Annotated in this window: 18 protein-coding genes; 7 read left to right on the plus strand and 11 right to left on the minus strand. The window is 35.1% G+C overall.

Annotated elements, in window-relative coordinates; translation table 11 throughout:
- The first annotated feature begins 99 nt into the window (after positions 1–99).
- Entirely contained in the window at positions 100–663 is a 564-nt protein-coding gene (locus KHA94_RS11780; RefSeq protein ID WP_249365482.1) for a YdcF family protein, read from the plus strand.
- 59 nt (positions 664–722) lie between these two features.
- Here the strand turns inward: KHA94_RS11780 and KHA94_RS11785 are convergent, their stop codons facing one another.
- The 4 genes from KHA94_RS11785 to KHA94_RS11800 form a co-directional block, all read right to left on the minus strand.
- Entirely contained in the window at positions 723–1,499 is a 777-nt protein-coding gene (locus KHA94_RS11785) for an ABC transporter permease (protein WP_213102347.1), read from the minus strand.
- The gene (locus KHA94_RS11790) at positions 1,496–2,407 is read right to left on the minus strand and encodes an ABC transporter ATP-binding protein (RefSeq protein WP_213102348.1); all 912 of its coding nucleotides are present in this window, start codon (positions 2,405–2,407) and stop codon (positions 1,496–1,498) included. The genes KHA94_RS11785 and KHA94_RS11790 overlap by 4 nt, the downstream gene beginning before the upstream one ends.
- The gene (locus tag KHA94_RS11795; RefSeq protein WP_213102349.1) at positions 2,407–2,619 is read right to left on the minus strand and encodes a PLD nuclease N-terminal domain-containing protein; all 213 of its coding nucleotides are present in this window, start codon (positions 2,617–2,619) and stop codon (positions 2,407–2,409) included. The genes KHA94_RS11790 and KHA94_RS11795 overlap by 1 nt, the downstream gene beginning before the upstream one ends.
- A gap of 150 nt (positions 2,620–2,769) precedes the next feature.
- Positions 2,770–3,093 (minus strand): DUF4870 domain-containing protein, encoded by a 324-nt coding sequence (locus KHA94_RS11800; RefSeq protein WP_213102350.1) that lies wholly within the window; start codon positions 3,091–3,093, stop codon positions 2,770–2,772.
- A gap of 239 nt (positions 3,094–3,332) precedes the next feature.
- On the opposite strand from KHA94_RS11800, the gene KHA94_RS11805 reads away from it, so the two are divergent.
- The 4 genes from KHA94_RS11805 to KHA94_RS11820 all read left to right on the plus strand — a co-directional run bounded on the left by KHA94_RS11805 (position 3,333) and on the right by KHA94_RS11820 (position 6,869).
- Entirely contained in the window at positions 3,333–4,112 is a 780-nt protein-coding gene (locus tag KHA94_RS11805) for an undecaprenyl-diphosphate phosphatase (protein WP_213103221.1), read from the plus strand.
- Between the two features lie 36 nt (positions 4,113–4,148).
- Positions 4,149–4,730: an undecaprenyl phosphate transporter UptA gene (gene uptA / locus KHA94_RS11810; RefSeq protein ID WP_213103222.1), complete on the plus strand. Its 582-nt coding sequence runs from the start codon at positions 4,149–4,151 to the stop codon at positions 4,728–4,730.
- Between the two features lie 145 nt (positions 4,731–4,875).
- Positions 4,876–5,997, plus strand: coding sequence for an amidohydrolase (locus KHA94_RS11815; protein WP_213102351.1), 1,122 nt, complete (start codon positions 4,876–4,878; stop codon positions 5,995–5,997).
- A gap of 308 nt (positions 5,998–6,305) precedes the next feature.
- The gene (locus KHA94_RS11820) at positions 6,306–6,869 is read left to right on the plus strand and encodes a GNAT family N-acetyltransferase (protein ID WP_213102352.1); all 564 of its coding nucleotides are present in this window, start codon (positions 6,306–6,308) and stop codon (positions 6,867–6,869) included.
- Between the two features lie 180 nt (positions 6,870–7,049).
- Here the strand turns inward: KHA94_RS11820 and KHA94_RS11825 are convergent, their stop codons facing one another.
- Together KHA94_RS11825 and KHA94_RS11830 are read right to left on the minus strand one after the other, a co-directional pair.
- Positions 7,050–7,208 (minus strand): hypothetical protein, encoded by a 159-nt coding sequence (locus tag KHA94_RS11825; RefSeq protein WP_213102353.1) that lies wholly within the window; start codon positions 7,206–7,208, stop codon positions 7,050–7,052.
- Between the two features lie 202 nt (positions 7,209–7,410).
- Positions 7,411–7,563, minus strand: a complete 153-nt coding sequence (locus tag KHA94_RS11830) for a DUF2639 domain-containing protein (protein WP_213102354.1) — start codon at positions 7,561–7,563, stop codon at positions 7,411–7,413.
- A gap of 367 nt (positions 7,564–7,930) precedes the next feature.
- On the opposite strand from KHA94_RS11830, the gene KHA94_RS11835 reads away from it, so the two are divergent.
- On the plus strand, positions 7,931–9,298 hold the full coding sequence (locus KHA94_RS11835; RefSeq protein ID WP_213102355.1) for an MATE family efflux transporter: 1,368 nt from the start codon (positions 7,931–7,933) through the stop codon (positions 9,296–9,298).
- A 33-nt stretch (positions 9,299–9,331) separates the two neighbouring features.
- Here KHA94_RS11835 and KHA94_RS11840 read toward each other — a convergent pair whose 3' ends face one another.
- The gene (locus tag KHA94_RS11840) at positions 9,332–10,105 is read right to left on the minus strand and encodes an SDR family oxidoreductase (RefSeq protein ID WP_213102356.1); all 774 of its coding nucleotides are present in this window, start codon (positions 10,103–10,105) and stop codon (positions 9,332–9,334) included.
- 258 nt (positions 10,106–10,363) lie between these two features.
- Between KHA94_RS11840 and KHA94_RS11845 the strand changes: the two genes are divergently transcribed.
- Positions 10,364–10,855: an Hsp20/alpha crystallin family protein gene (locus KHA94_RS11845; RefSeq protein WP_213102357.1), complete on the plus strand. Its 492-nt coding sequence runs from the start codon at positions 10,364–10,366 to the stop codon at positions 10,853–10,855.
- Positions 10,856–11,189: 334 nt separating this feature from the next.
- On the opposite strand, the gene KHA94_RS11850 is transcribed toward KHA94_RS11845, so the two are convergent.
- The 4 genes from KHA94_RS11850 to KHA94_RS11865 all read right to left on the minus strand — a co-directional run bounded on the left by KHA94_RS11850 (position 11,190) and on the right by KHA94_RS11865 (position 15,417).
- Entirely contained in the window at positions 11,190–11,930 is a 741-nt protein-coding gene (locus KHA94_RS11850; protein WP_213102358.1) for a CAP domain-containing protein, read from the minus strand.
- Positions 11,931–12,368: 438 nt separating this feature from the next.
- Complete coding sequence (locus tag KHA94_RS11855) at positions 12,369–13,766, minus strand: sensor histidine kinase (RefSeq protein WP_213102359.1); 1,398 nt, start codon at positions 13,764–13,766, stop codon at positions 12,369–12,371.
- Entirely contained in the window at positions 13,763–14,440 is a 678-nt protein-coding gene (locus KHA94_RS11860; RefSeq protein WP_213102360.1) for a response regulator transcription factor, read from the minus strand. Before KHA94_RS11860 ends, KHA94_RS11855 begins: the two co-directional genes overlap by 4 nt.
- Complete coding sequence (locus KHA94_RS11865) at positions 14,440–15,417, minus strand: YncE family protein (RefSeq protein WP_213102361.1); 978 nt, start codon at positions 15,415–15,417, stop codon at positions 14,440–14,442. The genes KHA94_RS11860 and KHA94_RS11865 overlap by 1 nt, the downstream gene beginning before the upstream one ends.
- Positions 15,418–15,466 lie beyond the last annotated feature (49 nt).

Raw genomic sequence — 15,466 nt, forward strand, 5'->3', positions numbered from 1 at the left:
AGGAAAATACTTCCTAATAATAGTTTTATATGCTAAATTAATAGAGTCATTTTATTCTATTAATTAAGAAGCGTAAACATGAATACTTGGAGGAAAAATATGAAAAAAATCATAATCATATTCGGTTTGATTTTAATTTTCTCAATAATCATTATCGCACTTTTACATTATCAAATGAAAAAAACCGCACGCTCAACTCCTCCACCTAATATTCCTTATTTAATCGTTCTAGGAGCTAAAGTGAATGGAGATGAAATGTCTCTCAGCTTGCTTAACAGAGCAAATAAAGCACTAGAATATTTAGAAGAAAACCCCAACACAGTTATCGTTGTAACTGGAGGACAAGGCAAAGGAGAAAATATAACCGAGGCAGAAGCTCTAAAAAGATTTTTTCTTGAAAATGGGATTGAGGAAGAAAAATTACTAGTAGAAGATCTTTCAACATCTACATATGAAAATTTGAAATATACAAAAGACCTATACAATATTGATCAGGCAGTTATTGTCAGTAATGATTTTCATTTATATCGATCAATCAAGCTTGCCGAGAAAGTCGGAATAAAAGGACATCCTTTAGCTGCCGAAACACCAAAAGTCGTGAAAGCAAGTCTATATATACGAGAATATGCAGCCATAATAAAGATGAAAATATTTGGAACATAATCATTTAAAATGCACCCCTATTGTTAGACATAAATCTAACAGCTGGTGGTGCATTTCATTTAAGCAAGTTCTTTTCTTCTAAAAATAGAAATGCTGCAAACAAGTAGAACTATCATACCAATGATTGCAACGATTATGGCAGATAATACATTGTCAGGAATTTCATTGCTTAAAAGGAATGTATTCGTATAAGTTGGCAGCAAAGAAGGACTCCATTGTAGCCAATGTGAGAATGAACTGCTCAATACGCTTAAAAGGATGATGATAGCAATAGTTATAAATCCAACAACACCTGGTGATTTATTAAATGAGTTAAAAAATATCGTCATCGTTAACACAAAAGAAAGCCAAATTCCATTCAATAAAAAGGATTGAAAGAAATCAATAAAAGGCACAGCTTCAAACAAAATGACAACATAATACCATGATGCTACATAGCCAATAAAATAGGATACCCACAATAAGAGCATTGCAGCTGCCCACTTAGCAGTTACGAATGATGCATATGAAACTGGCTTAACCAAAATGATCGCAGCAACTCCGCTTTTCCTTTCAGCTGCGATGATCCCCATCGAAGTTAGCACGATAATTAATACACCTAACGTATTGAATTGGCCAAGAATGGCGATTAATACTTCTGAAGCTGAGGGAACTGGAAGCTCAATCACCGCTCCTTCTGGCAAGCCACCTAGTGCATCTATTATTTGCGGCATATAATATAAGGTAAGCGGTTCTTTAACTGCAAGTAAAATAAAAACGATCGGAACCCAAATCCATTTGAAATTTCTCGACATTTCAACCAATTCTTTATTAAACAAGACCATCCAAAGATTCATTTTTCTACCACCTTCATAAACACATCTTCCAGACTTGTTTTGCTAATTTCAAATTTTAGAAGTGGCCAATTCCTATCAGTAATTTCACGAAGAAAAGCATGTTTTGCGTCATCGATATTATGGACAAAAAAACTAATTTTGTTCTCATGTACAGAGATCGATTGAATTTCTACTAGAGATGATAGCTTTTCAATATATTGATCACTTTCGCCCCGGAAAACAAGGTCAATCTTTGATTGTTGATATTTGTCGCGAAGCTCCTTCATTGAGCCTGATTCTACAATTTCACCCTTATGAAGAAAAAGAATATCATCGCATACTTCCTCTGCGTCGTTAAGAATATGTGTTGAAAAAAGAATGGTTGTTTCTTTTTTCATTCGTTCCATAAGCTCAAGAACCTCTCTTCTTCCAAAAGGATCAAGGGCAGAAACAGGTTCATCAAGCATCACTAATTTGGGACGATGAATAATAGCCTGAGCAATACCCAATCTTTGCTTCATTCCACCTGAATATTTTCCTATTCTGCGATTCTTCGCATTAGAAATACCAACCATTTCGAGTAATTCTTCTGCTCTCTCTTTGGATTCCTTTTTCGACAAACCTGCAAGCATACCTGTATACTCTAAAAACTCACGTCCACTCATCCACTCATAAAATACAGGGTGCTGTGGAAGGTATCCAATTAATTTTCGAAAATCCTCACCCTTCTGAACACCATCAAAAGCAATACTGCCAGCTGAGGGCCTCAAAAGTCCAGATAACATTTGTAAAGTTGTAGTTTTTCCAGCACCATTAGCTCCTAGCAATGCAATACATTTCCCTTTTGTTAAATCAAATTCCAATCCTTTGATTACATCTTCATTCTGAAAGCTTTTTCTTAACCCACTGACGGTTACAACGGCAGACATTATTGATTTCTCCTTCCAATAACAAAATAAAGTATTGGGCCAACTAAGTTTACAAATAGAATGATAATTGCCCATAACCACTTTGGCCCATTCGTCTTTTCTATCCGGCATAAGTCAATAACAGCGATTATCAAAAGAATAAGCTGTATCAAAATAATTGGAACAATGATTGGAACAATAGCTGCCCAATTAATACTATTAAAAAGTTCCATAGGCTTATCTCTCCTTTTTGGGTAAATATTGTTAACATCAATAAGACGCACAAGTTAGATTTTCGTTCACCACAATTGAAAAATAAACAAAAAAAGAAGCCTATTTGAAATATAGAGGCTTCTGTTTAAAAATTCTTATTTACTTAATGATTAACGAATTATTCTAAAAATTAGTGGGAAATGATATTCTTTCCCTTCATAAGCTTTAATTGCTGCAATAATCGTAAAGACAAATGCGACTATTCCTACGATCCACATCAAAATGAAACCGATTAGAATAATCATCAATACTAAGCTGATAAGGAAATAAATCGCATAGGAAATAATAAAGTTGAAATACTCCTTCCCGTGATAATCAACAAACGATGATTCATCTTTCTTTATGAGCCAAATTATAAGTGGACCAATAATCGCTGTAAAAATGCTTGTCACATAAATCAACGTAGCTAGTAATCGTTCGTCCTGAGATGGCATTAAACATTCCTCCACTTTCATTAGTTTAGGGAAGATCCTTAATAAATAATATCCAGATTAATTATTCCAAAAACAATTTTCCCTTTATATATTACTATTTACGCTTTATAGAAAGAAATGTTTCGTATTTTTTAACAATTTTATTATTATTTTACAACTTCACCTCTTTTTCAGTTCTTGTTTAGGACAAGATGAATAAACTTTGTATAGAACGCCTTTGTAAAGGATGATGCCATTTGATGTCTAAACTGGAAGCCTTTGTCCTTGGATTAATTCAAGGTCTAACTGAATTTCTTCCGATATCTAGTACAGGTCATTTATATTTAGGACGGCATTTATTCGGGCTAGACGAGGCTGGACTTTATCTAGATACGATGCTCCATGTTGGGACATTACTAGCTGTTCTAGTTGTTTACAAAAATGAATTATTACAAATATTAAAGAACCCACTAGGCAAGCTCTCCATGCTGCTTGTTATTGGAACCATACCTGCTGTAATCGTTGGATTTCTATTTAGTGATATGTTCGACTCCATTTCTAAAACGGGAATAACAATTGGATGGGAATTTTTAATTACAGGAATAATACTTTGGATGTCAGAAAGCATCAAAAACGGAGCAAAAAAAATGGATAATATAAGCTATGGAGATGCATTATTTATAGGCACCTTTCAAGCAGCAGCTATATTTCCTGCCGTATCAAGATCAGGACTAACGATTGCTGCAGGGCTATTTAGAAGGCTAGATAGGGAAACTGCAGCTTATTTTTCATTCTTATTATCGATTCCAGCTATTGCAGGTGGAATTGTTCTACAATTTGGTGAGATGCTTTCAGGGAGAACGGAATCCATCCCTTTTGACAGTCTATTCATTGCTACACTTTCATCTGCTCTTTTTGGCTATTTAGCAGTTGTCTGGATGATAAATTTCCTCAAAAGAAAATCGCTTAAAATATTCGCTGTTTATGTTTGGATTCTAGGTATTTTCATACTAATCCTTCAGATGACAGGAATCTTTTGATACTTTTTGCTTTGAGAATGTAAAGGAGCATTCATGATGAAAGAATTCATCCTTTCTTTTTTTGAGTTATTATCACAACTAGGCTATTTAGGAATTTCACTTGGTCTTATGGTTGAAGTAATCCCGAGTGAAATTGTCCTAAGCTATGGCGGGTATTTAATTAGCACAGGAAAAATCAATTTCTTGGGCGCACTTGCAGCAGGGGTAATTGGAGGTACATTAGCACAAATTTTTTTATTTTGGCTAGGTGTATATGGAGGCAGGCCGGTTCTTGATAAATATGGAAAATTTTTGTTGATTAAAAAATCTCATTTAGATGCTTCAGAACAATGGTTTGATAAATATGGTACAGGTGTCATTTTTACTGCTAGGTTTGTCCCTATCATCCGTCATGCCATTTCGATTCCAGCAGGCATTGCTAAAATGCCGCTATCTACATTTACAATTTATACACTTGCCGCCATGATTCCTTGGACAGTTCTATTTTTATTATTAGGAATGGAGCTTGGAGACCATTGGGAAGATATCAAAGAATATGCACAACCATTTCTCCTCCCCATAATCATTCTTGCAGCCATATCAGTTACAATCTATTTATACTATGAAAGTAAAAAATAAAAATGCATTCCTTAAGCCCGCAATAATGCGGGTTTTTAAGTGGATTTTTTTAGTTAAAAATTTCTATTACAAAAATTATTTCCTATTATGATTACACTTGTTAAAATAGGAAAATAAGTATAGATGGATATATGAAAGGAATATTATGTCGAAAATATTGTTAAAAAACGCCAATGTGTACCCTGTCACGACATCAGCTTTTTATGGCGATGTTCTAGTGGAAAATGGGAAAATAAAAAAAACAGGGAAAATAAATTTATCCGATTCTGACGTGCAAATCATAGAGTGTGAAAATCATTATTTATTTCCAGGATTTATTGATGTCCATACTCACCTCGGTTTATATGATGAAGGTACTGGCTGGGCAGGAAATGATGCAAATGAAACGGCTGAATTAATGAGTCCTCATGTTCGAGCAATGGATGGAGTATATCCGCTCGATCCAGCGTTTTCTGATGCTGTAAAATATGGAATTACTACTGTTCATATTATGCCAGGCAGCGCAAATGTCATCGGAGGTACAACATCTGTAATTAAAACCTCAGGAAAAAATATAAAGAAGATGCTAGTCCAAGAGACAGCCGGATTAAAAATTGCTCTAGGTGAAAATCCAAAGCAAATCCATAGCCAAGGGAATAAAGACTCGATTACGAGAATGGGAATCATGGGAAAACTTAGAGAAACCTTCTATGAAGCAAGTAAGTCAGAAGAGCCTGATTCGTTAAGAACAATTCCGATTATCCAAGCTTTAAATCGGGAAATTCCGGTTCGTGTTCATGCCCATCGTGCAGACGATATCATATCTGCCATTCGGTTTGCTGAAGAATTTAATCTTGATTTGCGCATAGAACATTGTACAGAGGGTCATTTAATTGCGGATGAATTGTCTGGTCTAGGATTAAAAGTTTCGGTAGGACCTACTTTAACGAGAAGGTCAAAAGTGGAATTAAAAAATAAGACTTGGAAAACTTATCAGGAGCTCACCAATCACGGTGTAGAGGTCTCTATTACGACTGACCACCCTTATACACCTATTCAATACTTAAATCTATGCGCAGCCATTGCGGTTCGTGAAGGTCTTCCTGAGCAAAAAGCCTTAGAGGGAATCACTATTTTCCCAGCCAGAAATTTAAGGCTTGACAATCAGCTAGGCAGTATCGAGGAGGGAAAGGATGCCGATCTAGTTCTTTGGAGCCATCACCCGTTTCATTATCTTGCAAAAACAAAATGGACGATGATTAATGGAAATTTTGTCTACAAGGAATAATAGAAAATGTTGAAATATACTGTTGAAAATTGTTGAAAAAAATAAACAAAAAACCTATTTCATTTTTCAACTTTTTTTAGTATTATACGATAGTAAAATACTTTTTTAATGTATCGAAATCTTTCACAAAATTTAATTATCTCAAGTGTAAAATTGGGAAGGCAAATGGTGCGCCACCAGGTTAACTGGTTCTAGTGGGTTCGATTCCCACCCCGAAATTTTTTAGCAACATACAAAAAATTTCGAGGGTGGACCGTAATCTCTATTTGGCATGGAGTAGGACTGTCCTCATAATGGAGGGATAACCTATGCTCAAGAAACGTGATTTTCATGAATGCCATTTTTTATATGATTTAATGACGCATCCTGATGTCTTTCCTTTTGTGCGCCAAAAAGCCTATTCCTATGATGAGTTTGTCTTTATGACTAAGCAAACGATTGAAGCTGAAGAACGTGGAGAACTCATATCACGCACGATTCTTGATGAATGGGGTACTCCAATTGGTACGATTAATTTATTTGATATACAAGACAATGCTGGTTTTTTAGGAACTTGGTTAGGGAAGCCTTACCATGGCAAAGGCTATAATAAATTAGCAAAGGATGCTTTTTTTGAAGAGTTGTTTTATGAAACAGGAATTGAAACGATTTTCATGCGTATTCGTATAGAAAATATTCGATCACAAAAGGCAGCAACAAAGCTCCCTTATATCGTTCCTGCTAATGAAACAAGAAAGTCCATCCTTGAACAATTAAATTCTAATGGTCCAATCTATAATTTATATGAAATACCAAAGGATTTATATACCCTTCATGTTTTACGAAATGGAACCTCAGGGGAACAAGATACTTCCCAATTAATGGAGGCATAATATGAACAGAGCCAATTTTAATTATAATATTGGCTCTGTTCTTTTCTAAGCTAATGAAGAGTGTTTAAGTTAGTATAATCAATAATGTAACTGTGGAGCTTCAATAACGCTCCTGCTAAAAAAATCGCGTGAGAAAAACTAAGGCATTCGCCGAAAAGACCCTGCGAATGCCAAGTTTTTCTAGTTCGTGATATTCGAATCCAATTCATTTGTTCCTTCACTAATTCCCATCTGTGCCATCAATTCTTCTAATTCATCATTCGTGAGCGTCTCAAAGCGGCCATCATGAAAGATTACTTGTGTCTGATTCGGATTGATTCTGTTTAATTGAAAGTTCATGATTCTCACTCCTTTTTAGAATGATTAATACAATTCATTATGGGAAATTTTCTTAGATTGTAAATTCTTATTTTATATATTTCACAAAATTATTAATTTCCATTCCTACTTTTTAAAAGTTCACACAATTGCAAAATCCTTTTGTCAAAATGATGACAAATAAAAAAGCTCCTTTTAAATTAAGGAACTTTTTCGTTTATACTCATTTATTTTCTTTACTGATTAATTCAAGATATAAATTTCGCACGATATACGTTTTATACAATTCAAGTTTTTTTAATTCAACAGGATGTTTGCTAATACCTGATTCCTTTAATTTTTGAATATACCATCCCTTTGATCCCCTAAATGCCATACTTATTCCCTCCCATTTCCTTGTCCATATAACTATATGCATCTCATCCTTGCTCATGACCATCCAATAAAGTGAAACTTCCATCAGTGGGGGTTTTTTTCATCCCCCACTTATGGTTAGTTGCGGCCCACAGGAAGTGGGTCACGCAGACGTTGCCACACGATGTGGCGCTTTTAGTCTGTGTTCATTTTACGGGCTTTTACGGGCAGTTGCCCCCCACCTATCTTCCTCGCTTCTCTCTCAATCTTGAGGTGGGGGTCTTACTGCCCGTTAATCTGCGATAAATCTTTATTAAAAATTCGATTCAAAACTTTCCTACAAGAAATTGTGATATAATTTTCGAATATAAAACGAAGAGGAGTATACAATGAATCAAACTTTTACTAGAAGAGGTAAAATAAAGCAGCTGCTTATTATTCTTATTCCAATATTAATCACTCAGCTAGCGATGTATTCGATGAATTTCTTTGACACAATGATGTCTGGCCACTACAGTTCAAAGGATTTAGCGGGTGTAGCTATCGGGTCCTCATTATGGATGCCGGTCTTCACTGGATTAAGCGGAATTTTATTAGCTGTTACGCCAATTGTTGCTCAAAGCTACGGTGGCAGAAAACGTGAGGAAGTAGCATATTCAGTCATTCAAGGTGTTTATCTTGCCATAATCATGGCGATTATTGTCATGATTGTAGGAGGATTTGCCCTTAATCCCATTTTAAGCTCAATGAAACTTGAAGCGATCGTTCACGAAAAGGCACACGATTACTTAGTTGCATTAAGCTACGGAATAATTCCATTATTCATTTATAATGTCACTCGCTCATTTATCGATGCTTTAGGGAAAACTCGAGTAACAATGTTGATTACTTTATTGGCATTACCGATAAATATTATTTTTAATTTTTTATTAATTTATGGAAAATTTGGATTTCCTGAGCTTGGAGGAGTAGGAGCAGGTTATGCAACTGCTATTACTTATTGGCTAATTACTTTAATTTCCATATTTATCATTCATAAACATAGCTCTTTTGCAACTTTTGGTATATTTAAGAAGCTCTATTTTGTTTCACTATCAAAATGGAAGGAAATTCTCATAATAGGAATTCCTATTGGCTTCGCTATCTTTTTCGAAACGAGTATATTTGCTGCTGTTACTTTGTTTATGAGTAATTTCAACACAACAACGATTGCCGCTCATCAAGCAGCACTTAATTTCGCTTCATTCTTATATATGATCCCTTTAAGTATTTCAATGGCATTAACGATTGTTGTCGGATTTGAAGTTGGGGCTAATCGGTATAAGGATGCTAAGCAATATAGCTGGATTGGCATAACTATAGCCGTGATTATGGCATTTCTATGTGGGGTTATTTTATTTTTTCTACGTACTGAAGTGGCTGCGATCTATACGAAAGACCTTGAAGTTGTACATCTAACAGCTCAGTTTTTGATTTATGCGATTTTTTTCCAGTTATCAGATGCAATTCAGGCACCAGTTCAGGGTGCGTTAAGAGGCTACAAGGATGTTAATATCACATTTATTATGGCTCTAATCTCCTATTGGATCATTGGCCTTCCTATCGGTTACTATCTAGCCAATAATACAAGCTGGGGAGCATTTGGATACTGGATTGGTTTAATTGTCGGTTTGGCTGTAGGGGCAATTTGTTTAATAAGCAGGCTTTTTCATGTTCAGAGGAAAAATCTTTTTTTTGAGAAAAAAAACGCTGTATAAAAAAGTGGGGAAAGTATTTTGCCTTCCCCACTTTTAATTTCTGAATACCTTTCCCAACACATCTTTTCCACCTGTGACAGGAATAATGCTTCCAGTAATGAAGTCAGATTTTTTATCAATTAAAAAAGAAATGACCCTAGCTATATCTTCACCTGTCCCCGGCCTGCCAATTGGTGTATTTTGATCAGTCTTTCCTACAGCTTGAAAAATGTCTTTTTCCTTCCAAGCTCCAGTAATATCGCCGGGACATACCATGTTAGCCGTTATTCCATGCTCTGCCTCTTCAATTGCTATTGTTTTAGTTAGTGATGCCGCACCGCTTTTTGCTGCAGCAAATGCAGACCGATAAATCCAGCCAGGAGTCGTTTCTACTCGATCAAAGCCTACAGTAATAATACGGCCCCAGCTATTCTCTCTCATTTTGGGTATTAATAGCTTCGTTAAATAAAATAAAGCATTTAAATTGCCGTTAATAATGTAATTCCAATCTTCAAATGAGTATTCAGTCATCACTTTTCTTTCATGCATATAGGGTCCTGCATTATGAATTAATATATCAATACATGAGAAAAAGGAAAATGATTCTTCTACAATTCTTTGACAATCATCCTGATTAGAAATATCGCCACCAATGGCAATATTCTTAGTTCCCCATCTTCTAGATAACTCATCGGCCAATAAAACAGCTTTCTCCTTGCTTGTACGATAATTAATCACAAGATGAACACCATTTTCAGCAAGTTGATTAGCTGTTCTTTTGCCAATACCAGTTGCCCCTCCCGTAATTAAAGCTGTTTTTTCTCTCACAAAAATACCTCGCAGTTTTCATTTTTTTAATCCTCTATAATAATTATACTAGTTAGAACTACAACGATATGCAAATGAAAAGAAATTTAACTATGATATCTTCATTATTTCTTGTGTTTAAAATTTTATTAACGATTAGGTGTGTACCTGCATACCTTAAACCAAATAAACAAAATGTATGACACTTTCGTCTTTTCCGATACAAAATAGATGGAATAGATGAGCCTCTATACAACTGCTCGAAAGGAGGATATCTCTATGTTTCCCTGGAATCTTTTTCCGTTTCATAAAGATATGAAAGATATGAAAAATTTAAAGGCCCAGATGAAGCCAGAAGAGGTTGACAAATATGTCAAAGATATTATGAATCAAGTGTTTCCTCAGCAAATGCAAAAGATGCAGGGAATGATGAATCCACAAAGCTTTATGCCTGACTTTAATAACGATACAACGGAAACTCCCAAGGATTCTTCTCTTTCTTCATCCGTTTTTGAAACCCATAATCATGTTTTTATAAGATTGGCAATCAAAGAAGATAAATGGCTGAAGGACATGAGAATTTATCATACATCCAATCAATTGATCATAGAAAATATACCTGAAAAAGATGATAAACACTCGATTATCCTCCCTGCTATCGTGAAAAAAAAAGGTGCTACCGCATATTATAAGGACGGCATGCTTGAAATTAAAATTCAGAAAAACATCGATATGCAATACTCGCAAATAGACGTTTCAGAAATTCTTTAAAATGAATATTAGAAAAACTTGGCGTTCGCCAAGTCCTTTTTGGTGAATGCCTTAGTTTTTCTTATGCGATCTTATTAGCAGATATTTTATTGAAAACATACTTTACTTTAATACGTTAAAAAAACTTAAACTTTCCTATTAGCTTAGAAAAACTTGGCGTTCGCCAAGTCCTTTTTGGCGAATGCCTTAGTTTTTCTTATGCAATCTTATTAGCAGATATTTAATTGAAAACACCCTTTACTTTAGTACGTTAATAAACTTAAACTTCCCTATTAGCCTAAAAAAGAGCAGCTCAATTATTTGAGCCTGCTCTTTTTGAAGATCATTTAAATTATTATTTTCCAATAAATTGTTGTGTCCAGTAGTTTCCTTCAGCTACATAACCAACACCGATATGTGTAAAGCTTGGATTTAAGATGTTCTTGCGGTGTCCATCACTGTTCATCCATGCATTTACTACTTCTTCTGGTGTACGTTGACCCATAGCGATGTTTTCACCAGCTGAACTGTATGAGATGCCAAATTGCTTCATCATATCGAATGGTGAACCGTAAGTTGGGCTATTATGGTCAAAATAACCTTTTGTTTTCATATCCATTGACTTTGTGCGTGCTACTTTGCTTAAGTTTACATCAAGCTGTAATGCTGGCAAGCCATTTTTAGCACGTTCTTGGTTTGTTAAATCCACTACCTTTTGCTCATAAGCACTTACTGATGATGAAGCAGGTGTTGATGGCTTTTGCTCTACTGGCTTTTGTGCTGGTTGCTGTTGTACTGGCTTTTGTGCTGGTTGTTGTTGAGCTGGTTGTTGTTGTACTGGCTTTTGTTGTACAGGATTTTGAGCTTGCTGCTGTTTATTTATTTGGTCAAAGTTCCATTGAACGTTTGAATTATTCATATGTTTTTGAAGAATGCTATTAATTTGATCAAGATTAATATTAGTAGGTTGAGAGTTAAATCCTTTTGCTTGTTGCGGTGTTGGACAATTTGATGCTGCGTCTGCCTTATTCACCACTGGATTAGAAACCAATAAAGCTGCTGCAGCTGCGACTGAAAATAACATTTTTTTATTCATGTATTAAATCCTCCCCGATGTCGAATAATTTTTGTGTTGTTTAACTTGCACAATCATCATAACACATGGTTTTCGTAATAAAATCGGAAGGATTTAACAAAATGATAGATTCAAAGTCACAATTAGAAGAGTAGAAGAATGAAAAAAGTATTTTTCTATTAGAAACCGTTACAAATATGGATTTTTAATGGAATTGACTGGATAAGAATGACATGGTTGTATAAACCTCGTTTGGAAATTGGATTAGTTAATTTCCATTATTAAACTAGAAAATCAATGTTGACAGGATTTAAAATCAAAGACTCGTTTTACTTTTATTACGAAGATGTTACATGTGTAAAGGTTTAAAGAATATGATTCACTATGGGGTTTACATTAGAAAAAGCAGCAACTCGCTGCTTTTTCTTAATATACGCTATGATTTTTTTTCAGTTCGCTCTATTCCATAATAACTGGAAGTTCTATTTTTACAGTTGTACCTTTACCTAATTTGCTTTTAATTGTCAAAGTACCGTTATGAAGATTTACAAGCTTTTCTGCAATAGCCAGACCCAAACCTGTACCCCCATCATTTCTCGTTCTTCCCTTATTAACTCGAAAGAATCTTTGTTTAATTTTGCCCAGATCTTCTTCTGGAATTCCTATACCGGAATCTGTTATTTCAATACAGCAGCCTTCATTCACTTTGTAAAGCTTTAGAGATATTTCTCCTTCATTCGTATAACGGATAGAATTATCCATAATATTTTGGATAATTTGCTCTATTCGACCTTCATCACCATTAATAATAATGTCTGGATCTAAATGAAGTTGAAGCTTTAAGTTCTTTTCTCTCATTATAGGCACATACTTTTGCAAGGAATCTTCAATAAGCTGAGCAAGAGGTAGTGGTATTTTTTCGAGTTTATATTCATCCGAATCTAATTTTGAAAGATCTAGCAAATCTCCTACAAGCCTTTCCATCCTTACCGCTTCTCGATGAATTAAACTTAAATACCGATTGCTCTCTTCCTTTTTTACAATACCAGAAATTAATGCCTCACTATATCCTTTGACATAGCTTATAGGAGTTCTCAGCTCATGCGATACATTTGCAAGAAAGTCTTTTTTACGATCATCCTCCTCTTGTATGGAGGTTGCCATGTGATTAAAGGCATTGGCTAACTGGCCAATTTCATCTGTTGAAGCATTATTTAATTTGATTGAGTAGTCTCCTCTTGAAACACTTTCAGCAGCTTTTTTCATTTCAATCAATGGTTTTGTCAGCCTGCGAACAAGATATGTTCCAAAGAATAGAGCAATTATTAAAAAGAGAAAAGCAGCAATCATCCATAAATATGCAAAATCGGTTGTCACTTCTGAAATTTTTGCTAAAGGCAAATATAAATAAATGATTCCTTCCAGCCTGCTTTCATCCAATAGCGGGAAAACCACAGCCATTATTTTTCGATCAAATCGTTCTTCATACCCGATCTTTTGAACTGGATTTCCATTAAGTAATTCTTCTCTTTCAGCTCCATTGATTAGTGATTCATAGTCAATTTCGAATGGCAGGCAAGCACTTAACTCTCGAGGGTTGCTGACAATAAAAATTTCCGATTCAGATTTTGTGCTATACCATTCGATTTTATCCTTTAACTCCTGCGATAATGGTCCTCCTTCATATTCGCTCGCTAGCCTGGCTCCTTCTTCAACTAATGCAGCCTCAACATTTTTAACATATAGTTTTTCATAAAAAAGATAAGATAAAAAGTATGAATACAAAATGGTAATGACGATTGCCGCTGTTATTGTGAGCCACAGCTTTTTAGTCAGACTATCCGTAATAAAACTCATTCTGCTGGGACCTCAAATTTATAGCCAATTCCCCATACTGTTTGTATATAGTCGCCAACTCCAAGCTTCATTCTTAACGTCTTTATATGTGTATCCACTGTCCGCAGGCTTCCGATATAATCGACACCCCATACGTGATCAAGCAGCTGTTCCCTGCTCAAAGCTTGCGATTGATGGTCTACAAAAAATATTAAAAGTTCAAACTCTTTTAGTGTCAAAGAAATACTTTTCCCATCAACTGTTACACTTCTCGCTAATCGATCAATAATCATTTTTCCAATATGTAAATGGGACTCACTTTTTATTACGCCTGTCCTTCTTAAAACAGCTTGAATTCTAGCGATTAGCTCCCCGGGACTAAAGGGCTTTACAATGTAATCATCCCCACCGAGCTGCAGTCCCTTCACCTTATCCCACTCTTCTCCTTTGGCAGATAAAAAGATGACAGGGATATCATATTTCGTTCGAATTCTTGAACATACTTGGAATCCATCCTCTTCCGGCATCATAATGTCAAGAATAATTAAGTTAATGGATGTACGATTAATTAATTCATACCCTTCCTTGCCACTAGCTGCTGTAAAACAGTGAAAACCAGAATTTTCAAGATACATTTCAACTAGATGCCTCATGTCTTCCTCATCATCTATTATTAAAATGTTTAACTGATCCATTATTTTCTCTCCCTTAACACTATTTGAAAAGGACCTTTTCCAACAGGAATTGTTTTAATTATATTCAGATTATCTGGGTCAACAAAATGAACATCATTACTGTCATAACCAGCTATCATTATATTCCTATTTGTGAACACCATTTCAAATGGGTTAGCACCAACAATCATGGAGTCTAACACTACACCATCTTCATTGAGCTTGTAAAGCTTACTGGAACCATGACTCAACACAAAAACATTTTTATTTGATCCTAAAAAATTGACAGGCATTGACGGTGCAGGGATATTATATTTAAAATCTCCTGTTACGGAGTCATAAACATGAATGTCCGTTTCGACTTCTTCTCCCGCTCCATGACCACCTATCCAAAGTTCATTTTTGTCTTCATTCAGCCATGCACCAGCAGCGGATGGGTGGATAGGAAAACTAGTCATTTTTTCTTTTTTGATTAAATCAATGACTGTAAGCTTTTCTTTATTAAAGCTAAGTACATAAAGAATTTTGCTCTTTTCCGATTCCAAAATCGTAAGAGGATTAAGCTCTGTACTTATTTGAATAGCTTCTTCTCCATTTAAATCAAAAAAACGAATATTATTTAAATTCTGATCCACGAAAGCAATTTGTGAAGTCGTTTGAAGATACTTTCCATTTACTATCCCTTTACCTGTATTCCAGCTTCCTACTGCTTGTCCAGATTTTAAAGAATATAAGTCAGCAGTTTCTACCTGCTTACCGTATAGGATAATCGTATCATTATCTGGCAATATAACAGCACCAGTATAGGGTTTTTCAAGCTTCCAATCCGCAATTTTTTCCATACTATCCAAATTAATGAATGAAACGGACATGTCCTTAATATTGACTGTAGCCGCAATGGAAATATCCTCTGGAATGGACGGGTATCGAGGATTGGAACAAGAAGACAGAAAAACTCCTGCAATAATAATGAAAAGAATTCTCTTTAAATAGTGCACGTTTTTCTCCTCAACAATCTTTTTTTTCGTTATTATACCTCTTATATGT

It is taken from the genome of Cytobacillus citreus, assembly GCF_018343665.1.
Lineage (GTDB): Bacteria > Bacillota > Bacilli > Bacillales > Cytobacillaceae > Cytobacillus > Cytobacillus citreus.